General features: G+C 70.7%; 23 protein-coding genes. 16 read left to right on the top strand and 7 right to left on the bottom strand.

Annotated elements, in window-relative coordinates:
- Positions 1-32 precede the first annotated feature (32 nt).
- Positions 33-1,007, top strand: coding sequence for a GlxA family transcriptional regulator (locus ACFUJ1_RS01325; RefSeq protein ID WP_378641208.1), 975 nt, complete (start codon positions 33-35; stop codon positions 1,005-1,007).
- 69 nt (positions 1,008-1,076) lie between these two features.
- Here ACFUJ1_RS01325 and ACFUJ1_RS01320 read toward each other — a convergent pair whose 3' ends face one another.
- Genes ACFUJ1_RS01320 through ACFUJ1_RS01310 form a run of 3 tightly spaced genes read right to left on the bottom strand, consistent with a single transcriptional unit; the run spans position 1,077 to position 4,228 of the window.
- Positions 1,077-1,757, bottom strand: a complete 681-nt coding sequence (locus ACFUJ1_RS01320; RefSeq protein ID WP_378641206.1) for a TetR/AcrR family transcriptional regulator C-terminal domain-containing protein — start codon at positions 1,755-1,757, stop codon at positions 1,077-1,079.
- 42 nt (positions 1,758-1,799) lie between these two features.
- Positions 1,800-3,170 carry an ABC transporter substrate-binding protein gene (locus ACFUJ1_RS01315; RefSeq protein WP_378641204.1) on the bottom strand — a complete coding sequence of 457 codons (1,371 nt, stop codon included), beginning with the start codon at positions 3,168-3,170 and terminating at the stop codon, positions 1,800-1,802.
- Complete coding sequence (locus tag ACFUJ1_RS01310; protein WP_378641202.1) at positions 3,167-4,228, bottom strand: dihydrodipicolinate reductase; 1,062 nt, start codon at positions 4,226-4,228, stop codon at positions 3,167-3,169. Before ACFUJ1_RS01310 ends, ACFUJ1_RS01315 begins: the two co-directional genes overlap by 4 nt.
- A gap of 203 nt (positions 4,229-4,431) precedes the next feature.
- Here ACFUJ1_RS01310 and ACFUJ1_RS01305 point away from each other — a divergent pair, with 203 nt between their 5' ends.
- Genes ACFUJ1_RS01305 through ACFUJ1_RS01295 form a run of 3 tightly spaced genes read left to right on the top strand, consistent with a single transcriptional unit; the run spans position 4,432 to position 6,481 of the window.
- Positions 4,432-4,926, top strand: coding sequence for a nuclear transport factor 2 family protein (locus ACFUJ1_RS01305; protein WP_378641200.1), 495 nt, complete (start codon positions 4,432-4,434; stop codon positions 4,924-4,926).
- Positions 4,923-6,002, top strand: a complete 1,080-nt coding sequence (locus ACFUJ1_RS01300; protein ID WP_378641198.1) for an NAD-dependent epimerase/dehydratase family protein — start codon at positions 4,923-4,925, stop codon at positions 6,000-6,002. Before ACFUJ1_RS01305 ends, ACFUJ1_RS01300 begins: the two co-directional genes overlap by 4 nt.
- Before the next feature lie 14 nt (positions 6,003-6,016).
- Positions 6,017-6,481 carry a group II truncated hemoglobin gene (locus ACFUJ1_RS01295; protein WP_378641195.1) on the top strand — a complete coding sequence of 155 codons (465 nt, stop codon included), beginning with the start codon at positions 6,017-6,019 and terminating at the stop codon, positions 6,479-6,481.
- 10 nt (positions 6,482-6,491) lie between these two features.
- On the opposite strand, the gene ACFUJ1_RS01290 is transcribed toward ACFUJ1_RS01295, so the two are convergent.
- On the bottom strand, positions 6,492-6,677 hold the full coding sequence (locus ACFUJ1_RS01290) for a hypothetical protein (protein ID WP_378641193.1): 186 nt from the start codon (positions 6,675-6,677) through the stop codon (positions 6,492-6,494).
- Between the two features lie 2 nt (positions 6,678-6,679).
- Entirely contained in the window at positions 6,680-6,856 is a 177-nt protein-coding gene (locus tag ACFUJ1_RS01285) for a hypothetical protein (protein ID WP_378641191.1), read from the bottom strand.
- A gap of 242 nt (positions 6,857-7,098) precedes the next feature.
- On the opposite strand from ACFUJ1_RS01285, the gene ACFUJ1_RS01280 reads away from it, so the two are divergent.
- The 11 genes from ACFUJ1_RS01280 to ACFUJ1_RS01230 all read left to right on the top strand — a co-directional run bounded on the left by ACFUJ1_RS01280 (position 7,099) and on the right by ACFUJ1_RS01230 (position 18,883).
- On the top strand, positions 7,099-7,926 hold the full coding sequence (locus tag ACFUJ1_RS01280; RefSeq protein WP_378641189.1) for a DUF5919 domain-containing protein: 828 nt from the start codon (positions 7,099-7,101) through the stop codon (positions 7,924-7,926).
- Positions 7,923-8,735, top strand: a complete 813-nt coding sequence (locus ACFUJ1_RS01275) for an inositol monophosphatase family protein (protein ID WP_378641187.1) — start codon at positions 7,923-7,925, stop codon at positions 8,733-8,735. Before ACFUJ1_RS01280 ends, ACFUJ1_RS01275 begins: the two co-directional genes overlap by 4 nt.
- A gap of 295 nt (positions 8,736-9,030) precedes the next feature.
- Positions 9,031-10,287, top strand: a complete 1,257-nt coding sequence (locus ACFUJ1_RS01270; RefSeq protein ID WP_378641185.1) for a DUF1214 domain-containing protein — start codon at positions 9,031-9,033, stop codon at positions 10,285-10,287.
- Between the two features lie 107 nt (positions 10,288-10,394).
- A complete protein-coding gene (locus ACFUJ1_RS01265) occupies positions 10,395-10,883 on the top strand; it encodes a DUF1269 domain-containing protein (RefSeq protein WP_378615007.1) in 489 nt (162 codons plus the stop codon).
- Between the two features lie 13 nt (positions 10,884-10,896).
- Positions 10,897-11,310, top strand: coding sequence for a hypothetical protein (locus ACFUJ1_RS01260; RefSeq protein ID WP_378641184.1), 414 nt, complete (start codon positions 10,897-10,899; stop codon positions 11,308-11,310).
- A 19-nt stretch (positions 11,311-11,329) separates the two neighbouring features.
- A complete protein-coding gene (locus ACFUJ1_RS01255; RefSeq protein WP_378641182.1) occupies positions 11,330-11,989 on the top strand; it encodes a GAP family protein in 660 nt (219 codons plus the stop codon).
- Positions 11,986-13,695 (top strand): SulP family inorganic anion transporter, encoded by a 1,710-nt coding sequence (locus tag ACFUJ1_RS01250; RefSeq protein WP_378641180.1) that lies wholly within the window; start codon positions 11,986-11,988, stop codon positions 13,693-13,695. The genes ACFUJ1_RS01255 and ACFUJ1_RS01250 overlap by 4 nt, the downstream gene beginning before the upstream one ends.
- 107 nt (positions 13,696-13,802) lie before the next feature.
- On the top strand, positions 13,803-15,608 hold the full coding sequence (locus tag ACFUJ1_RS01245; protein ID WP_378641178.1) for an alkyl/aryl-sulfatase: 1,806 nt from the start codon (positions 13,803-13,805) through the stop codon (positions 15,606-15,608).
- 115 nt (positions 15,609-15,723) lie between these two features.
- A complete protein-coding gene (locus ACFUJ1_RS01240) occupies positions 15,724-17,133 on the top strand; it encodes a lipase family protein (RefSeq protein WP_378641176.1) in 1,410 nt (469 codons plus the stop codon).
- On the top strand, positions 17,130-18,038 hold the full coding sequence (locus tag ACFUJ1_RS01235) for a bile acid:sodium symporter family protein (protein ID WP_378641174.1): 909 nt from the start codon (positions 17,130-17,132) through the stop codon (positions 18,036-18,038). Before ACFUJ1_RS01240 ends, ACFUJ1_RS01235 begins: the two co-directional genes overlap by 4 nt.
- Entirely contained in the window at positions 18,035-18,883 is an 849-nt protein-coding gene (locus tag ACFUJ1_RS01230; RefSeq protein WP_378641172.1) for an SGNH/GDSL hydrolase family protein, read from the top strand. The genes ACFUJ1_RS01235 and ACFUJ1_RS01230 overlap by 4 nt, the downstream gene beginning before the upstream one ends.
- Before the next feature lie 49 nt (positions 18,884-18,932).
- Here the strand turns inward: ACFUJ1_RS01230 and ACFUJ1_RS01225 are convergent, their stop codons facing one another.
- Positions 18,933-19,805: an SGNH/GDSL hydrolase family protein gene (locus tag ACFUJ1_RS01225; RefSeq protein ID WP_378641171.1), complete on the bottom strand. Its 873-nt coding sequence runs from the start codon at positions 19,803-19,805 to the stop codon at positions 18,933-18,935.
- A gap of 111 nt (positions 19,806-19,916) precedes the next feature.
- Between ACFUJ1_RS01225 and ACFUJ1_RS01220 the strand changes: the two genes are divergently transcribed.
- Positions 19,917-20,498 carry a TetR/AcrR family transcriptional regulator gene (locus ACFUJ1_RS01220; RefSeq protein ID WP_378641169.1) on the top strand — a complete coding sequence of 194 codons (582 nt, stop codon included), beginning with the start codon at positions 19,917-19,919 and terminating at the stop codon, positions 20,496-20,498.
- A gap of 113 nt (positions 20,499-20,611) precedes the next feature.
- Here ACFUJ1_RS01220 and ACFUJ1_RS01215 read toward each other — a convergent pair whose 3' ends face one another.
- Positions 20,612-20,815 carry a cold-shock protein gene (locus tag ACFUJ1_RS01215; RefSeq protein ID WP_067650927.1) on the bottom strand — a complete coding sequence of 68 codons (204 nt, stop codon included), beginning with the start codon at positions 20,813-20,815 and terminating at the stop codon, positions 20,612-20,614.
- Positions 20,816-21,027 lie beyond the last annotated feature (212 nt).

The following is a 21,027-nucleotide window of genomic DNA, read 5'->3' as shown; positions in this document are numbered from 1 at the left end:
GAGAGTGACAGCTTTATTGCACAATTCGCCATATGATCGGAATCGACCTGCTCGTGCTCGACGGCGCGAGCGCGAGCGCGGTCGGCAGCACCGTCGACGTGGTCTCCGCCGCCAACCGCATCCTCGGCGAGCCCGCCTTCGACCTGCGCTTGGTCGCGCCCGAGCCGGAGGTCCGGGTGCGCGGCGGGCTCACCGCACGGGCCCGGCCCCTCGCCCGTGCCCGGCCGCGCGACATCGTCGTCGTCCCCGGTCTCGGCGCCGCCGACGGCGCGGAGATCACCGCCCGCCTCGCCGCCCCCGATATCGCCGCCGCCGGGCAGTGGCTCACCCGGGCGCACGCGCGCGGCGCGGAGATCGCCGCCTCCTGCACGGCGGTCTTCGTCCTCGGCGCGGCCGGGTTGCTCGACGGCCGCCGCTGCGTCACCACCTGGTGGCTCGGCACCGAACTCGCCCGGCTCGCGCCCGGCGCCGACGTCGTGCTCGACGACATGGTGCTGCGCGACGGCCCGATCCGCACCGCGGGCGCCGCCTTCGCCCACATCGACCTGATGCTGGCGATCATGCGGGCGCACGGCGGCGCCGCGCTCACCGACGAACTCGCCGCCCGGCTGGTGGTCGACCAGCGTGCCTCGCAGGCGAGCTTCCTCATCCCCTCGCACCTCGCGGCCCGCGACGACGCGGTCGCCGCGCTGGAGTCCTTCGTCCGCGCGCACCCCGAGCACCCGCACACCCTGGAATCGCTGGCCGGGCACTGCAACCTGAGCCCGCGCACGCTCGCCCGCCGCACCGGCTCCGCCGCCGGGCTGAGCCCGATGCAGCTGGTCGCGCGGGTCCGGCTCCGGCACGCGCTGCATCTGCTGCGCACCACCGACCGCCCGCTCGCCGAGATCGCGGCCGCCGTCGGCCTCGCCGACCCGGCCACGCTGCACCGGCTGGTGAAGCGGCATACCGGTCGCGCGCCTGGCGCGTTGCGGCCGGCGGCGAAACACGGGGTCGCAGCGGGGTAGCCGCAGGCCCGCGTTTCGCGCGGCTCCGTCGTTGAACCGGGATCTGCCCGTCGAGCGGGTGCGGCAGGCTCAGGATGTCGCGCGGTCGCGCAGGCGGGCGGCGAGCCCGGCGAGGACGACATCCAGGTCGAACTCGAACTGCACACCCCGGTCACGCACCGCATCGCGCTCGGCGGCGATCCGGCGCAGCGCCGGGAACTGCTCGCCGCCCGCCCCGGCCAGCGCGTGCACCACATTGTGCGCCTGCGCCTCCGGCGGCCCGCCGGTGTTCTCCAGCGTCTCGTAGGCAGCGGCGCGCGCGATGTCGGCGAGCAGCGTCAGCGTCCGCCCCGCCTCCCGCGAGGTGAACCCCGCCTCGATCAGCCGGGTGAGGATGCGCTCGACGGTGCCGAGCGCATCGTTCCCGCGTACCGCGCCGAAGTCGATCGCCGAGATCAACCCACCCACCTGCAGATACGCCGCCCGCATCGCCGTCGCGCAGAGCCGGAGCAGCTCCGGCCACCCGGTCTCGGGCCCGAACCGCAACCCGGCGATCTCGGTCTCGAAGGCGTTCAGCGCAAGCAGCTGCAGCAGCCCGGCCCGGTCACTGACGTAGTAGTTCAGCGCCTTGCGGTCGACGCCGAGCCGGTCGGCGACCCCCTGCATGGTCAGCGAGTCGAGCGGCAGCTCCCCGGCCGCGGCGACGATCCGCTCCCGGCTCAGCTTGGCCGGGCGCCCCGGCCGCCGCGGTACCCCCGTCCCCTCGCTCATGCTCCCACCCTACGGGGGCAGACCGCCCGGTCGCGTATCCGGTCACCGCAGGTCGGCCAGGGATTTCCCGACATCGCCGAGCGTCAGGGGCGCGCCGTAGTCGCTGCGGAAGGCGTACGGCCGCACATCGCAGCGGTACGGCCCGGTGTCCGGGCGGAAGTCGGCGGGCTTCCAGCCGTCCGGGGTCGCCTGCTCGATGTTGAAGCACACCGAGGTGCCGTCGCGGTCGGTGAGATCGATCGGCGCCTGCAAACCGCCGGCGGTCCACGCCTTCTCGGCGGTGGCGGCCTCGTACACGCAGCGCGGCGTGAGGTCGTCACCGCAGCTCGCGGCCGAGCGGGCGAACAGCAGCCAGGCCGAGAGCGAGCGCAGCTGCGGGAAGCTCAGCTCGGTGTCCGGCGCGTATCCGGCGAACAGCTCGCGCACCTGCGCCATGACCGGAACGGCCGCCCCGTCCTCGATCGGGCTGACGCCCCCGAGATCGGCGACATTGTTCTGGAACTCCACCGATTTCCCCAGCCCGTCCAGGAACCCGGCGCTGTAGTTGTTGTTGGTGGCGTCGATCCAGTCCGGCCGGTAGCCGATCCCGGTGAGCGCCTCCTCCAGCTTCACCAGCTGCCGCGGCTCGCCGTTGAAGACCAGCCCGCGCACCTCCCTGTCCTTGATCGCCTGGGCGAACGGGGTCCAGTCCGGCACCCCGGCGATGGGGTAGCGGTCGTCGTAGACGATCCGCGCACCGAGCGCCTCGAAACTCTCCTTCCCCTTGTCGCCGAGGATCTTGGAGACCGGGGAGTCGGCGCTGACGTAGCCGATCTTGTCCTTCGAGGCCGGGTAGGCGTCGAGCAGCCACTGCCGGAAGCCGGTGTAGATGTCGTGCCTGGGCAGCGTGGTGGGGGAGGCGCTCACCTCGAGATCGGCGCCGACACTGCCGGGCTGCGCCACCTGGGCCGGGAAGCTGGGCAGCAGGCAGGAGAGCCGGTCCTTCACACCCAGCGAGTCCAGCCCGGCGCCACCGCCGACCAGCGCGAAGTCGTCGCGGCAGGACTCCAGCATGCGCTGCTTGACCTCGGTGAGCCTGGTGTCGCGCACCTTCAGCTCGAGCCGCCGCCCGGCGATGCCGCCGTGATCGTTGCACCAGTCGACGAAGACCTTCGCGGCGTCGTTGAACTCCGGGTTCTTGGTGAACCCGAGATCGCTGACCACCCCGACGGTGATGCTGTCCGCGGTGACCCCGCGCCCGGTCGCCTTCGTCGGTGATCCCCCGCTGCAGACCGCGCCGAGATCGCCGAATTCCGCGGCGACCGTCGGAGTTCCGGCCGCCTCCCGCTCCGGCTCGCCGGAGCGCCCGCACCCGGTGAGCACCAGCAGCGCGGCCGCGCCGAGCACGGCGGCCACGCGCAGCCGGGCGGTCATCGGGCGCTCAGGATGCCGCGCGGCAGGGTCAGCGGCAGATCGGTGTAGGTGACGATCCCGGCCCGCGCCTGCACCACCGCGGGGATGGCGTGGATGGGCGGCATGGCGGTCATGACGTGGCCGAGCACCATGAAGTCGGCGATGGTCTCGCCGACGAAGTCCGGCGGCGGCAGGAAGCCGACGTTCATGGTCACGGTGGGGAGGCCGTCCACGGTGATCTTCCAGCCGTCGCCGTCGAGCTTCCAGTCCGGATCCAGGGTCTGGCCCTTGCGCCACCGCACGTTCAGGTCGACCACCGTCTTCCCGGCGACGATGCCCTGCCAGCTCACGAAAACGCCCGCGACGCAGCCCTTCTCGATGGTCCAGGAGCCGAGGTCGAGATCCTCGGTGGTCTGCGCGTACTCGGCGACGCAGCGGATCTCGTCCAGCTCGGTGCCGAGCGAGTCGGCGAGCAGCCGGACCGCCTCGGCGAAGACCGCGGTGCCCTTCTCGGCCATGCCCGCCAGCGCGGGATCATCGATGGCGGTACCGAAGCCGACCGGGCGCTCGGTGGCGGGGGAGTCGTAGAAGGTGGTGTCGGCCTGCTCGGCGATGGTCACCCTGTCCACCCGGTTACAGGCATTGGCCGCCACGATCGCCAGCAGCTGCGCGAACCCCGGGCTCACCCCGGAGCCGAAGAGGGTGGAGCCACCGCGGCGTGCGGCCTCGTCGAGCCGGGCTCGGCCCGCCTCCAGGTTGTGGCCGGTGATGAACGACGCGGTCGTCACCACATTGGCGCCGGAGGCCAGGATCTGCTCGAGCTCGGCGACATCGATCCACATCGGGTTGTAGACGACGCAGTCCGGCTCCAGTGCCAGCAGCGCCTTGACGTCATCGGTGGCCGTGACGCCGACCGGGTCCACCCCGACCAGTTCGCCGACGTCCTTGCCCGCCTTCTCCGGCGACCACGCGTAGCAGCCGACCAGCTCCAACCCGGGGTGCGCGAGCAGCGCCTTGACCGAACTCTTGCCCACATTGCCGGTCGTCCACTGCACGACCCGGTAGCTCTTGGCCGACATCGATACCTCGTTCTCATTCTCGGCTAGTCAGATTCTCGCGTCCTGCTTACTCCTCCGCGCCCCGGTTTTTCCCGGCCGGAAAATAACTGGCTGAATATATCAATCAGCGGAATAAATCCCGATGGGGAAGAACTCTTGACCTGCTTCGAAGGGTCGTGTTAGGCATAGTCGGCGGGATTCGGTCCGGCGGAACGGGAGCGGCGATGGACGGGTCGACGGGGTGGCGCGAGATTCTCGCGCTCACCGCACTCAAGGCACAGTACTGCCGCTACCTCGACACCAAGCGGTGGGACGAGTGGCGCGCGCTGTTCACCGACGGTTTCGTCAGCGACACCTCGGCGGCGGGCGGGCAGATCATCACCGGCGCCGACGATTTCGTCGCCTACATCCGCGGCACCCTCGGCGACGGCAAGGTCACCGTGCACCAGGTGCACAACCCGGAGATCGACCTCACCTCCGCCACCACCGCGACCGGGGTGTGGGCACTGCACGACGTGGTCCACCTCGGCCCCGGCCTCGACCTGCACGGCTACGGCCACTACCACGAGACCTACCAGAAGCACGGCGACGCCTGGCGCATCGCCACCTCGACGCTCACCCGGGTCCGGGAGGACATCCGGACCCCGCTGGTCTCGGTGCGGATGACCGCGCGGCTGCGCGATGCGGGCGCCGCCCTCGCCCGCAGGCGCGGACGATGAGCACCGTCCTCGTCACCGGCGCCTTCGGCCAGGTCGGCGCGCTCTGCACCGAACTGCTGCTCGCCCGCGGGCACACCGTGATCGGCATGGACCTCCGCACCGACGCCACCGAAACCGCCGCCGCCCAGCTCACCGCCGCGCTGATCCCGTCCTTCGTCGACCTGCTCGACCGCGATGCCGTGCGCGCCGTCGTCGCCGAACACCGGCCGTCCGCGATCGTGCACCTGGCCGCCGTCTACTCCCCGATCTCCTATCGGGCGCCCGCCCTCGCCCGCAAGGTCAACGTGGACGGCACCACGCACCTCATCGACGCGGCCCGGCTGCTCGATTCGCCCCCGCTGCTGCTCTTCGCCTCGAGCGCCGCCGTCTACGGCTCCCGCAACCCGCACCGCTATCCGGAGCCGATCACGCCGGGCACCCCGGTCGCCCCGATCGATCAGTACGGCACCGACAAGGTGCTCGGCGAAGCCCTGATCACCGGCAGCGGCCTGCCGCACGCCGTCCTGCGCCTCGGCGGGGTCATCTCCCCGGTCGGCGCCGGACGCCTCGACGGCGACTACCTCTCGCTCATGCGCGCCACCCCCACCGACAACCGCATCCACGCCGTCGACGCCCGCGACGCCGCCCTCGCCTTCGCCAACGCCGTCGAACGCGGTTCCGCTGTCGCGGGCCGGACGCTGCTGATCGCGGGCAACGAGAGCTACAAGCACCAGCAGCAGGAGCTGAGCGACGACATCGCCGCCGCGACCGGCCTCGGCCGCCTCGGCCCGCGCGCCGGGCTCCCCGGCGACCCCGCCGACGACCGCGGCTGGAGCTTCACGGGCTGGTTCGACACCACCGAATCCCAGGCGCTACTCGACTTCCAGCAGCACGACTGGCCCGACACAGTCGCCTGGGTCGCCGGAGCGAGCGGCCAGCTCCCGCGCATCGTCGGCCCCGCCCTGCGCCCGGCCATCCTGCTCTTCCTCCGGGTGCAGCGCCGCCTCGAACGCCGCGGCCGCTACGCCGACCCGTGGACCTTCCTCGCCCGCCGCTACGGCCCCGAAATCCTGGCATCCGAAGCACCGTTGCGGTGATTACACTGTTACAGGTGAGCGAAATTCCGACGCTGTACGAGTGGGCGGGCGGCAGGCCCGCCATCGAGCGCATGATCGGCCACTTCTACGACCGGGTGGAGCGCGACGAGCTCCTCGGCCCGCTGTTCCCGGGCGGGGTCACGGTCGCGCACCGCGAGCACGTCACCACGTGGTGGAGTGAGGTTTTCGGCGGTCCGGCCGCCTACACCGAGCAGCGCGGTGGTTACGCCACCATGCTCGCCCACCACCGGAACCTCGGTATCACCCCCGAGCAGCGGTTCCGCTTCGCCTCGCTGATGAGCCTGGCCGCCGACGATGCCTCGCTGCCCGACGATCCGGAGTTCCGCGCCGCGCTCGTCGGCTACCTGGAGTGGGGAACCCGCTTGGCACTACACAATTCGCAGCCGGGAGCCGAGGTGATGGAACAGGCGCCGGTGCCGCACTGGGGCTGGGGCGTGGCGCCGCCCTACCAGCCCTGATCCGCGCAGACTACGGCTCCCACAGGCCGGCGCACGGGACCATGGGCAACTCGTCGGTGACCTGATCGTCCACGGTTATCCCGGCATCCGGCAACCAGTCGCGAAGTTTCCGCTCCAGTTCGACGGCGGCCGCGTCGCTGATCCGGTAGTCGAAGGTCGCGCCGCCCGCGTACTCGATTCGTATGTGGCGATCCACGGCTATTCCCAGTCGTCCCCGGCTGCGGGTTCGGACAGGAAGGCCAGCGCGGCGACTCCCGGCAAGCAGTGGAGTCCCGGAGCGTGCTGATGGAAGCGGAGGATCAGGTCAGCGGCCTGCGGCGTGAGGTGCTCGGGATCGAACTCGCAATCCAGCCAGTGCTCGTCTGCCGCCGTCATGCCGCAGTTCTGCCTGTGTGTTGTTCGTATGGGGCTGTTCGAACGGTGAGCAAGGCTTGATCTCCTGCGCGAATTCGACTGCGTCGACAAGGGGTAGGGGAACCCTGCCGTTCGGAGCCGTCCCATCGCGACGACGCGGGAGTACCGTCTCGTGCTTCACGGTCTCGGCGGGTCTCTTCTTGCTATCGTTCCCGCGGGGGGAGCCGGTCAGTCGTCGCGTAGTGGTCGAGAGGGGAGGGTCGGTGCTGCGCCTGGAGTTCGAGTTGCGCCGGAAACATCTGACCTACGGTGGGTTCTGCCGGGAGTACGACCGGGTGGCGGGGTCGATCGACTCCCACCTGATCGGGACGGCGCCGGGACGTGCCCAGTTCTACCGATGGCTGCGTGGCGATGTGAAAGGGCTGCCGTACCCCGACCGATGCCGCGTGCTGGAAGCGATGTTCCCCGGCTGCACTGTCGCCGAGTTGTTCGGCCTTTCCGGCCACGGATCAGCAAACTCGCAACTCGTCGTCGAAGACTCCGGCCGAGCCGATATCGAAACGGTTTTTGCCAGCCGATCGGACTTCCTGCAAGCCATGCCGCCGCAGCAGTGGCTCGGCTCGGCACGCACTGTCGACCTGATGGGCATCTCGCTGAATCTGCTGTGCCAGCAATCCACCGATACCGACATCGTCCGCATGCCCGAAGCCGGAGCGACCATTCGATGCTTGTTCCTCGATCCAGCGGGCGAACACATTGCGCTGCGAGAAGCGGAAGAAGGGCATGTCCCGGGGACGCTCACCAATCTGACCCGCCTGAACATTCGTGTCCTCGAAAGGCTGCGCCGCCTCGTGTCCGCCGAGGTGACCGGCCGGATCGAGATCCGCACCTACGATGCGATCCCGCGATTCAACCTCACCATGGTCGATGGTGAGCTATGCGTGATGCAGCCCTACCTGCCGCATGCTCGCGGTGTCGAATCACCGACCTTCGTGGCACGGCGGTCCAACCGGCCAGCGGGAATCTTCTCGACCTTCGACAACGTCTTCGAGTCCGCCTGGAGCGGGGCGAGAAGGGCGGTGTCGCAGTGACCGAGCTGCTCGACCTAGTGGATATCGCCCGGCAGGCAGCACGACTCGGTGCGGATCTGCTGTCGAAGAGTGCTCCCGGCCGCGTCGAAGCGAAGAGCGAGCGCGACTTCGTGACCGAGCTCGACGTGCGGATCCAGGAAGACATTCAGCGGCATCTTGCCGTGCAGACGCCAGGGATCGCGTTTCTGGGTGAGGAGGGTGATGCCGGTCCTGCCCGCGTGCCGTCACGCCGGTGGGTGCTCGATCCCATCGACGGGACGTCGAATCTCATTCACGGGCTTCCGCTGTGCGCGGTATCGCTGGCCCTGATCGAGGAGGATCGTCCGGTCGTCGGCGTGATCAACGCGCCGATGCTCGCCCGGGAGTACTGGGCGCTTCAGGGCGGAGGCGCACGCTGCAATGGCGAGATGATCCGCGCCAGCGCCGTCCGCGAACTGGATGCCGCGATCATCTCGATCGGTGATTACGCAGTTGGTGAAGGAGCCGACGACAGAAATCGCCGACGTATCGCGCTCACCGCAGCGCTGGCGGCGAAGGTCGAGCGCATCCGGATGTTCGGGTCCGCCGCGCTCGACCTCGCCTGGGTCGCGGAGGGCCGCACCGACGGCTGCGTCATGCTGTCCAACAAGCCCTGGGACACCGCCGCCGGGGTGCTGATCGCCCGGGAGAGCGGGGCGACGGTCACGGACAGCGACGGCAGCGCCCACACCGTCGACTCGCGGCACACGGTGGCGGCGGCCCCGGGGTTGTCGGCTGGTCTTCTCCGACTGCTGGCGGCCCCGATCGACGGCGGGGACCGGGGCAATTGAGTCCCGCTCCCCGAACTATCGCCGCGGCGAGCCCGAACCACCTGCGGAGGTGCGCCTGGATCACCCCTTTCGGGTGAGGCGCGCGCTCGCGCTGCACGGCAGCGTCTAGAGCGTGCGCCGGTCGTGCGTGCCGGCTCGGATGGGAGTGGCGATGTCCTCGACGGCGGTCAGCTCTGCGGGCGTACCGAAAACCGGCTTCCCCGGGGGGTTCCCCGACCCCGAGACGGCGCGGTCGGCGCGTGCGCAGGCCGATCTGGCGCGTGCGCTCGTCGCCTACCGATTCTGGTATCCGACCGTGTCCGCGGAGGGCATCTGCACCGGCAACCGCGAGGTGGGGCTGGCGGACAACGAGGCGATCGGGATCGCGGCCGCCGGTCCCCGCCAGGTCGGGTTCACGCTCAACTCCGATACCCCCTACGGGGCGGCGGTGCTCGATATCGGTGCGGGTCCGTTCGTGATCGAGATGCCCGCGGGGCCGTTCATCGGTCTGGTCGACGACCATCACCAGCAGTGGGTCACCGATCTCGGGATCCCCGGCCCGGACGCCGGGCACGGCGGCACCTACCTGATCGCGCCCACCGGCTACACCGGCCCGGTCCCCGAGAACGCCCACCTGGCGTATGCCGGGTCGAACAAGCTGCTCCTTGCGCTCCGTGCGCTTCCGCTGCGGGGAGACCTGGCCGCCGCTCTGGAAGCACTGCGCACCATCCGGGTATATCCGCTGAACGCACCGGACCGGGTCCTGCGCTACGTCGACGTGACCGCCGAGGCGATGGACAGCACGTGTCTGCGCTGGGAGGGCAACCTGGAGTACTGGCGGGTTCTGCACCGCGTCCTCGACGGCGAACCCGCCGTGCCCGCCTTCGCGCCCATGTACGGGCTGCTCGCCGACCTCGGCATCGGCAGGGGAGGCACCTTCGATCCCGACGAGCGCACGACGGCGCTCCTCACCGAGGCGGCTCGCCGCGGCCGCGATCAACTGCTGGTCTCCGCGTTCGCCGGAACCCGCCCGGACCGGGTCGCCTGGCCCGACCGCTCTTGGGAATGGGTCGGCCTGGTCGCCGACAACGGCAACTTCACCACCCCGGCCGGGCTGGACCTGGAGGCACGGGACCGCTGGTTCGCCCAGGCGATCATCGCCTCACCCGCGATGTTCCGGCGCGTCCCCGGCAGCGGCTCGCTGTACTGGCTCGCCGCCCGCGACAACACCGGGGCCTGGCTCGACGGCACCGCCTTCTACACCCTCGACCTGCCTCGGCCGGTGCCGGGACAGCTGTTCTGGTCGGTCACCGTCTACGACGCCGCGACCCGCTCCCAGATCCAGGCTCCGAGCGATATCGCCGCACTGCGCTCGCTCTTCGAGCTCCGCGAACTGCCCGGCGACGGCCCGGTGCGGCTGCACTTCGGCCCGACCCCGCCGCCGGACGCCGGGAACCGCTGGCTGCAGACGGTTCCCGGCCGCGGCTGGTTCGCCTACCTCCGCATCTACGGCCCCGAGCAGGCCGCCTTCGACGGGACGTGGCGGCCGGGCGACTTCATCCGGACCGGATAGCCCGGGTTCACCCGTTTCGGATGAGGCCACCGCTCCGGGTGATCCCTAGCGTCGGAGTCAACGGTCCGCCGACGGGGCGGGGCGGGTCACTGCGGAAGGAGCCCGGTGTGGCTGCGAGTTTGACGGTGTGGAAGTTCCCCTCGGCCGACGGCGCCGATCAGGCGATCGGGACGCTGGAGGAGTTGCAGCGCGAGAAGCTGATCGCGGTGCACGACGGGGCGATCGTGAAGTGGCCGGAGGGGGCGAAGAAGCCCAAGACCCAGCAGCTGCATTCGCTCACCGGCGCGGGAGCGCTCGGCGGCGCGTTCTGGGGGCTGCTGTTCGGGCTGCTGTTCTTCGTCCCGCTGCTCGGGGCGGCGGTGGGGGCCGGGATCGGCGCGCTGACCGGGTCGCTGGCCGATGTCGGGATCGACGACGGCTTCATCGCCAGGGCGAAGGAGAAGATCACCCCCGGCACCTCGGCGCTGTTCGTGCTGACCTCCGACGCCACCCTGGACCGGGTGCACGAGCGATTCGCCGGTCAGCAGGCCGAGCTGCTCTCCACCAACCTGTCGCACGAGCAGGAAGCCAAGCTGCGCGAGGTCTTCGCCGCCTGAGAGGTGTCAGCACATGACGAGCACGAGCGTTGAAACCGATCACCGGCTGCGGCAGGAGGTGGCGGCGGGCACCTCGATCGCGGCCTCGCTGCTGCTGCTCACCGTGGGAGCGCTCTCGCTCCTCGAAGGCATCTCCGCGGTGGGGCGCGACGAGATCTTCGTCCCCGGCCCGGATTACGTGTACGGCTGGGACCTCACCGAGTGGGGCTGGGTGCACATCGTGCTCGGCGTGCTGCTGGTGATCGCCTCGCTCGGGCTGGTCGGTGGCGCGGGGTGGGCGCGGTTCGTCGCGATCGTGATCGCGGCCGCCTCGATCGTCGGGAACTTCCTGTGGCTGCCCTGGTACCCGTGGTGGGCGGTGGCGATGATCGCCCTGAACGTGGTGGTGATCTGGGGCGTCACCACCTGGCAGCCGGGCCGTCGATGAGCGCGGACCGGCCCCCGCCGTGCTGAGCGCGGTGGGGCAGCTGCTGCCGCTGGCGGTCGGGGTCGCGATCTCGCCGATCCCGATCGTCGCGGTGGTGCTGATGCTGATGTCGCGCAATGCCGGGGCGACCAGCGCCGGTTTCGCGGCGGGCTGGGTCATCGGCATCACGGCGGTGCTCGCGGTGGTGGCGGCCGCGGCCGGGGCGATCCACACCGGCGACGGCTCCGGGCCGTCACCGACCGTCGGCTGGGTCAAGATCGCACTCGGGGTGCTGCTGGTGGGGCTGGCCGTCAGGCAGCTCCGGGCCCGCGGCGACCACTCGACCCCGAAGTGGATGCAGGCCATCGACTCCTTCACCCTTGGCAAGGCGGCCGGGCTCGGCTTCGTGCTGGCGGCGGTGAACCCGAAGAACCTGCTGCTGTGCGTCTCGGCGGGGCTGCAGCTCGGCACCGCCGAGCTCTCCGTCGGCGCCGCGGTGGCCGCGGGCGCGATCTTCGTCGTGCTCGCCGCGACCACGGTGCTGGTGCCGGTCATCGGCTACCGCCTGGCCGCCGAGCGGCTGCGGGCGCCGCTGGCCGCCGCGCAGCGGTGGCTGTCCGGCAACAACCACCTGGTCATGGCGATCGTGCTGGCGCTGATGGGGGCCTCGGTGATCGGGAAGGGCCTGGAGGTGCTGTGAGCGACGGCCGGTGGCCGGTGTTCGCCTCGCTGGCCGGGTATCGCCGCGACGGGATCCGGCCGGACGTCGTCGCCGGGATCACGGTGTGGGCGGTGCTGGTGCCGGAGGCGCTGGCGTACGCCGGAATCGCCGGCGTCGACCCGGTCGTCGGGTTGTACGCCGCGGTGCCCGCGCTGGTGCTGTACGCGGCGTTCGGCTCCTCGCGGCAGCTGGTCGTCGGGCCGATGTCGGCCACCGCGGCGCTCTCGGCCGCGATCGTGGCCCCGATCGCGGCCGGTGACCCCGGCCGCTACCTGGCGCTCACCACCGCTCTGGCGCTGGCCACCGGAGCGGTCGCCCTGGCCGCCGGGCTGGCGCGGCTGGGCTTCGTCGCCGCGTTCATCTCCGAGCCGGTGCTGAAGGGGTTCATCGTCGGACTGGCGCTGACCATCCTGATCGGCCAGGTGCCCGCGCTGCTCGGCGTCGCCGGCGGGCACGGCAACTTCTTCGCCAAGACCTGGGCGGTGCTCGGCGATCTCGGTGCCGTGCACGGCACCACCGCCGCGCTCGGCGGGCTGAGCCTGGCCGCGGTCCTGCTGCTGCGCCGCCTGCTGCCGCGCGTGCCGGGATCGCTGCTGGTCGTGCTCGCCGGAATCGCGGCCGCGACCTGGCTGGATCTGCCTGATCGCGGGGTCGAGGTGGTCGGGCACATCGATCCCGGTCTGCCGCGCCCCGGCCTGCCCGCCGGATTGTCCCTCGACGACTACCTCGACCTGCTCGGCCCCGCGGTCGGCGTCGTCCTGATCGGGTTCGCCGAGGGGCTCGGCGCGGCCAGGACCTACGCCGCCCGCACCGGCGACCGGATCGACCCGGACCGCGAGCTGGCCGGGCTGGGAACGGCCAACCTCGGCGCCGGGCTCTGCGCGGGAATGGTGGTCAACGGCAGCCTCTCCAAGACCGCCGTCAACGGTGCGGCGGGCGCGCGCAGCCAGGTCTCCGGCCTGGTCGTCGCCGCGCTCGCCGTGCTCACGCTGTTGCTGCTCACGGGGCTGTTCGAGAACCTGCCCGAGGCCACGCTCGCCGCGGTCGTCATCGCCGCCGTGCTCGAGCTGATCGACCTGCCCGCGCTCGCCCGGCTCTACCGCGTCTGGACCCGGCGCCTCGGCGCGCTCTACGGCCCCGCCGCCCGGGTGGACTTCCTCGCCGCCATCGCCGCTCTCGCCGGAGTGCTCGTCTTCGACACCCTTCCCGGCCTGCTGATCGGCATCGGGGTCTCGGTGCTACTGCTGCTCTACCGTGCCTCCCGCCCGCACGTCGCCGCCCTGACCGGCCACGACGGTCTGTGGGTCGACCGCGCCCGCCATCCCGAGCTGCCCGCCCCCGACGACGACACCGTGGTCGTGCGGGTGGAGGCCGGGCTGTTCTTCGCCAACGCCGACTGGGTCGCCGACCACATCCGCGCCCTGGTCACCGAGCACACCCGCCTGGTCGTGCTCGACGCCGAGACCTCGCCCTTCGTCGACGTCACCGCGGCGGGCGTGCTCGCCCGGCTCGCCACCGCGCTCGCCGGCGACGGCGTCACCCTGCGGCTGGCCCGCGACGTCGGCCAGGCCCGTGACGTGCTGCGCCGGCTCTCCGAACAGGGCGTGCGGATCCCGGTCTATGCCACCGTCGACGAGGCGCTCGCCGCCGAGCTGCCCGGACGCCGCGACGATCGTCCCGAATAAGGCGCTCCGAGCGACCGGATATCACCCCATTCGGGTGAGGTGCCCGGCGTCGAGCGGGCCGAGCATCGGGGCACGGACCGGATCGAGCCGAGGGAGCTGACTTCACCATGGCATTGGACTTCGACGACCGCACCGACTTCGACAACGCCGATCGCGGCTTCATCGCGACCCTGACGCCGATGCGGATCACCGATGCCGCGGGCGCGGTCGTCTTCGACACCTCCGGCTACGACTTCCTCGACGGGGACTGCCCGGAGACCGTCGACCCGAGCCTGTTCCGCCAGGCGCAGCTGTGCGTGAAGCACGGCCTGTACGAGGTGACCGACGGGATCTACCAGATCCGCGGCTTCGACCTGTCGAACATGACGATCGTGGAGGGCGACACCGGCATCATCGTGATCGACCCGCTGATCTCGGCCGAGTGCGCCGCCGCGGGATTGCGGGTCTACCGCGAGCACCGCGGCGAACGTCCCGTTACCGGTGTCGTCTACACCCACTCCCACGTCGACCACTTCGGCGGCGTCGACGGCGTCCTGCCGGACGGGCGCGGCGACGTGCCGATCCTCGCGCCCGATGGCTTCATGGCCGAGGTGGTGTCGGAGAACGTCTACGCCGGCGTGGCGATGACGCGGCGCAGCACCTACATGTACGGCCGCGGAATGACCCCGGGGCCGGAGGGGCAGTGCAGCACCGGGCTCGGCATCCAGACCTCGAGCGGCACCGTCGGCCTGATCGCCCCCAGCCTCGACATCACCCACACCGGCCAGCGGGAGACCGTCGACGGCGTCCCGATCGTCTTCCAGCTGACCCCGGGCACCGAGGCGCCCGCCGAGATGAACTTCTACTTCCCCGACCACCGCGCGCTCTGCCTGGCCGAGAACGCCACCCACAACCTGCACAACCTGCTGACGCTGCGCGGGGCGCAGGTCCGCGACCCGCGCGTCTGGTCGCGCTACATCGACGAGGCGATCGAGATGTTCGCCATCGACTCCGACGTCGCCTTCGCCTCGCACCACTGGCCCACCTGGGAGGCCGACAACATCGTGTCCTTCCTGTCGCTGCAGCGCGACCTGTACATGTACCTGCACGACCAGACGCTGCGCCTGATGAACGCCGGGCTCAACGGCCCCGAGATCGCCGAGACGTTCGAGCTGTCGCCCGCGCTCGCCGCAGGCTGGAGCCTCCGCGGCTACTACGGCTCGGTCAGCCACAACGTGAAAGCCATCTACCAGCGCTACCTCGGCTGGTTCGACGGCAACCCGACCTCGCTCTGGGAGCATCCGCGCGAAGCGAAGGCCGCCCGCTACGTCGAGGCGATCGGCGGCATCGACGCGGTCATCGAGAAGGGCCGCGCCTACGCCGCCGCGGGTGACCCGCGCTTCGCCGCCGAGCTGCTCACCCACGCGGTCTTCGCCGAACCGGGCAACGAGGCCGCGAAGACCGCCCTCGCCGACACCTACCGCGGGCTCGGCTTCGGCGCGGAGAACGCCACCTGGCGCTGCTTCTACCTCACCGGCGCGCGCGAACTGCGGAACGGAGTCCAGCCGACCACCCTCGATCTAGGCGGGGGGATGGCGGCGGCGCTCTCGGTGGAACAGCTCTTCGACACGATCGCGATCCGGGTGAACGGGCCGCGCGCCGCCGCCGACTCCCTCCGGATCGAATGGCACTTCACCGACCTGGACTCCGTCGTCCGGCTCACCCTCTCCAACGGTGTCCTGATCCAGACCCCCGCGCCGCGCTCCAAGGCCGAGGTCGATCTCACGCTCGAACTCACCAAGCCGCAGCTGCTCGGCATCCTCGCGGGCAAGGGGCTCGACGGAATCTCGCACTCCGGCGACCCCGCGGTCCTGCAGCGCCTCTTCGGCCTGCTCGACACCCCCGATCCGGATTTCGCCATCGTCACGCCCTGAGGCCGCTGCGGCAGCGGAGGAATTCTCGGCATTGCGATCCGGGTCACGTCTATGCGATCGTAGCTCCCAGCAAATGTGATCCCGCTCGGTATCACAATAGCCTGAGGAGTGAACGATGCAGAGCCGAGGACACCGTGGTCGTCGGATCGTCGCGATGTGCGGGGCGCTGACGGTGGGGGTGCTGACCGTATCGGCGACGCTCGCGCACGCCGAACCCGCCGCGCCCGCGGCCGTGCAGGTCCCGGTGCAATCCGCCGCGGCCGTACCGGTCCCGCCGGAACTGGACCCGGGCTTCTACCGCCCGCCCGCTGATCTCGTCGCCGCGGCGGCGCCGGGGCAGATCCTGGCGGCCAGGCTCGTCAACGCGGCCAATTTCGGGCTGATCCCGCTCAATGTCGATGCGTGGCAGGTCTCCTTCCGCTCCAATGACAGTCGTGACGAAGCGATCCCGGCCGTGGCGACCGTCCTGAAACCGCGCGGCTCCGCCCCGGACAAGATGCTCTCGGTGCAGATCGCCGTGGATTCCCTGGCCGCCTACTGCTCGCCCTCCTACGCCGTGCAGCAGTGGTCCGCCGGTGCCGCGCTCGGCCAGATCGTGGCCCCGCTCGAATTCATGCTCGCCCAGGGCGCGCTGCAGCAGGGGTGGGCCGTGGTCATCCCCGACCACCACGGTCCGAAGGAAGCGTACGCCGCCGGGCCGCTGGCCGGGCGGATCACCCTCGACGGCATCCGCGCCGCCCGCGCCTTCGAACCCCTGCGGGTCGCGCCCGACGCCCGCATCGGCATGTACGGCTACTCCGGCGGCGCGATCGCCACCGGTCACGCCGCCGAGCTGAAGCAGAGCTACGCGCCCGAGCTGAACATCGTCGGCGCCGCCGAGGGCGGGGTCCCGGCCGACCTCGGCCCCACGCTGCTCAACGGCAACAACGGCCTGTGGTCGGGCATGATCCTGTCCGCGGTCATCGGCCTGGCCCGCGAATACCCCGACTTCGCCGCGTTGCTGGACCGCCGCCTCGACCCGCTCGGCAAGGCCCTGGCCACCGTGAAGGGCGGGCTGTGCGTGCAGTGGAACACCGCGCTGGCTCCCTTCCTCAACATCATCGGCTTCCTGCACGCCGACGGCGACCCCTTCGACGATCCCGCGGTGCGCAAGGTGCTCGAGCAGACCCGGATGGGCAAGGCCGTGCCGGACATGCCCATGTACATCTGGCAGGGCAACCCCGACGAGCTGATCCCCGTCGGCCCGGTCGACACCCTCGTGGACACCTACTGCCAGGACCCGGCCGCCAGCGTGCAGTACACGCGTGAGCACTTCGCCGAGCACATCGCCACCGAGATCTCCGGCGTCGGCCCGGCCATGCTCTGGCTGCGCGACCGGCTCGACGGCGTCCCGGCCCAGCGGGGCTGCACCACCGCCGACGTCGGCTGGCTCGCCCTCGACCCCGATGGCACCCGGGCGCTCGCCGAGAACTTCGGCGAGACCTTCGCCTCCTTCTTCGGCAAACCGATCGGCACCGATAAATGAACAATTCCGCTCTCATCACGGTCGGCCTGCCGATCGCCCTCGCCATCATCATGTTCGGCCTCGGGCTGACCCTGACCGTGGCCGATTTCCGGCGGGTGGCGCGGAGCCCGAAGGCGGTCGCCGTCGCACTCGTCCTGCAAATTCTGGTGTTGCCCCTGATCGCCTTCGGGCTCGTCACCGCGTTCGACCTCGACCCCCTGCTCGCGGTCGGCGTGATGCTGCTGGCCGCCTCGCCGGGCGGGACGACGGCGACCCTGTTCAGCCACCTCTTCCGCGGCGACGTCGCGCTCAATATCACCCTGACCGCGATCAATTCGGTGCTGGCCGCGGTGACCATTCCGGTCATCACCAATCTCGCCATCACCCATTTCGACGCCGAGGGCGAGCTCGGATTGCAGTTCGCGAAAGTCGTGCAGGTCATCGCCATCGTGGTGATTCCGGTGGCGATCGGCATGCTGGTCCGCAGCCGCCGGGAGCAATTCGCCGTCCGGGCCGATCGCCCGGTGCGCGTCTTCTCGATCGTGGTGCTGGTCCTGGTCTCGATCGGCGCCCTGCTGAGCGAGCGCGAGAACGTTGTCGACTACGCCGAGCAGGTCGGCGTCGTGACCGGGCTGTTCTGCCTGGCCAGCCTCACCCTCGGCTACGCAGGCGCCCGGCTGCTGCGGCTCGGGCAGCCGCAGGCGATCGCGTGCTCGATGGAGATCGGTATCCACAACACGACCGTCGCGCTCACCATCGCGCTCAGCGTGCTCGACAGCACCGAGGTCGCGATCCCCAGCGCCGTCTACTCGGTGCTCATGTACATCCTGGCCACCGCCTTCGGCTTCCTGATCACCGGGCGAACGGCGCGTACCCCGGCACCGGCGGGTAGCGCCGAACCTGTTCGAGGAGAGGAACTCCGATGATTCGCCGGCTCGGTCGAGTCGCCGCAGCGGCGGCCGCACTCGCGCTGATCGCGCTGCCCACCGCCAACGCCGAGCCGCAGGGCGCCCGCTACGTCGCGCTCGGCGACTCCGGCGCGGCCACCACCGGCGTGCTGAACATCGACCCGGCGGCGCCGCTGCTCTGCGCACGCTCGACGGTGAACGCCCCAGCCCTGGTCGCGCAGGCGCTCGGCGTCACCGTCGACGACCGGACGTGCAGCTCGGCGAAGCTCCGCGACCTGACCGGACGACAGTCCGGGACGGTCGCGCCGCAGTTCGAGGCGCTCGGCCCCGACACCGAATTCGTCACGCTGCACATCGGCGCCAACGACGCCGAGATGACGAAGTTCATCATCGGCAGCTGCCACACCGCCGCCGTCACCGGCAGCTGTGCGACCGCCGCCGATCCGGCGTGGGACGCCGCCATCGACGCCATCGCCCCCGGCTACGCGGCAGCACTGGACGAGATCGAGCGGCGTTCCCCGAAAGCCACGATCTTCGTCGACGGCTGGCCCACCTACTTCGACCCGGGCACCTGCCCGGCCATGATCGGGCTGCTCGCCGACGACGCCGCCTACATCCAGTCCAAGTTCGACCGGCTCAACGCCGTCGTCGCCAGGGAAGCCGCCGCGCACGGCGCCACCTACATCGACACCCGCGCGGCCTCGATCGGCCACGGCATGTGCTCGGCCGCCGCCACCCGCTGGTTCGACCCCGTCATCGGCGGCGACACCATGCTGCCCTACCACCCGACCTTCGCCGGGCACCGCGGCGTCGCCGCCGCCGTCGTGGACGCCATCCGCTCCGCGGGTGCGCCGACTCGCTGATCGCCGTGGAGGTACATCGACCAGCCGTGGTCGAAGGATTCGGCGATCATTATCGGGCGGCCAGCGCGGTCAGGACCTGCTCGGCGCTGTTTCGGTGGCCGGCGGCATTCGGGTGCAGCGAGGCGATCGCGCCCGGGTCGGTCGGAATCGCGCCGACCATCCAGGCCTGCCCCGGCTCGGCGCAGGCATCGTGCGCGGCCGACGACGTCGCGGTATCGACGTAGGTCGTGCCGCTGGCGATCGCCTGCGCCCGCATCGCCGCGCTGAGTTGATCGATCTTCGCCTGCAGGTAGGTCGCGTCGGCGGCCCGGACCGGCTGACGCCCCGGGCACCCGCCGTTCCGAATTCCGGTCGGGTAGCCGACGAGCAGAATCCGCGCCAGCGGCGCGCGCAGCCGGATCTGCTCGATCATGGCGGCGTATCCGGGCGCGAATGCCACGATGTTCTCGCCGATCCGATCCCTTCCGCCCGCGGTATTCGCCGCCGCGCACGAATGCCCGTTCGGTTCCGGTAGGGCGTTGACGCACCCGAGGCCGAGGCCGACCAAGCCGATGTCGTTGCCGCCGATGCCGACCGTGACCAGCGTGGTGTCGGCCGACAGCGCGTCGTACTGCGGGGCGATCGGGGAGCCGTCCATATCGGTCTGGCGGCCGGCCAGATCGGCCAGTACCGCGCCGCTGCAGGTGACGTCGCGGAATTCGGTGACGCCGAGCGCGGCGGCGACCAGGTGCGGGTAGTTCACCATCGAACGCAGACACATCGGCGGCGCGGGACTCACCAGGGGCGGCAGCGCGGTCCCCGCGGCGAACGAATCACCCAGCGCCACATACACCGACGGCTGCTCGGGTGCGGCCTGCGCACCCGCCGTGTACGCGCAGACCGCGGCGGCGAACGTGCCGAGCGCGACGGTGGCACGGCCCAACGATCGATGTCCACGCGTGGTCGATCCACTCCTCGAGGTTGAGGTCGCCGATCGGCCGAGAGCCGAGGCACCCAAACCGGAGAGGGGTCTCCGGTTGCTAGGGTAGTGTGCGTGCCGTCACAACCACGTGTCAATAGGGGGCCAGCAGCCGCCGCCCACAACCGCGCGGCGATCCTCGCCGCCGCCAGGACCGTCCTCACCGAGGACGGGATCGACGCCTCCCTGGCGAAGATCGCGCGCACCGCGCAGGTCGGATCCGGCAGCCTCTACCGGCATTTTCCCACCAGGGAGAGCCTCACCATGGCGGTGTTCGGCGATTACATCGCGGAGGTGGAAGAGCTGGGTTCGCGCTCCGATTCCACGCTGGACGACATCCTGGAGCTGATCATCGGGCAACTTCCGGTCTCGGCGGCCCTGATCTCCAACCTCACCCCGGGGCCCGTCTACGCCTCGGCGGACGCCGATCCCGGCCTGTCGGCGATCGGTGACCGGCTCTCGGCGCTACTCGTCGCCAAGCTCTCCGCCCCGGAGACGCGCGGCACCATCCATGCCGACACCACCACCGACCAGCTGTTCCTCGCCGTGGCGATGGCGGCCGCGCTGCTCGCGAAGACCGCTCCGGCGTTACGTCCATCGGTCGCGGCACAATGTTGGCGGGTTCTGCTGCAAGGACTGCGGCACCCGGCTCCGTGACGGCTGTGCGGCGCCCCGGGCGCGGTAGCTGCGGGGTTGTTCCGAACCGGACGATCTTCCCCCGGAAAGCACGAAACCCGCGCCAAGGCGCGGGTTTCGGGTTCTAACTGGTCTCAGATGGCGCGGACGCTCTGAGCCTGCGGGCCCTTCTGGCCCTGCTCGATCTCGAACTCGACACGCTGCCCCTCGTCCAGGGACTTGAACCCGGAGCCGGAAATCGCGGAGTAGTGGACGAACACGTCAGGGCCGCCACCGTCTTGCGCGATGAAACCGAAGCCCTTTTCGCCGTTGAACCACTTCACACTGCCTTGCGTCATTTACTTTGTGTTGCTTTCTGTTGAGAGCCGGGAAATCGCTGCGACAACCCTGTGCTCGATGAACAGCCTGCCATATCTACTCCTCTCGCGCACCCTCGGACGGCGAAACGTGATGATCGCAACGGGATCGCAACCGACCGGTCCACGAGTGAATCGGTGGCTAACGGCGGCCGGAGGTCTGCTCGGGGCCGGGAATCCGACCGGTCGCACAG

Source organism: Nocardia sp. NPDC057227 (assembly GCF_042669725.1).
GTDB classification, from domain to species: domain Bacteria; phylum Actinomycetota; class Actinomycetes; order Mycobacteriales; family Mycobacteriaceae; genus Nocardia; species Nocardia asteroides_A.
The sequence above is the reverse complement of the archived record's forward strand: the minus strand, read 5'-3'. Positions and strand labels throughout refer to the sequence as shown.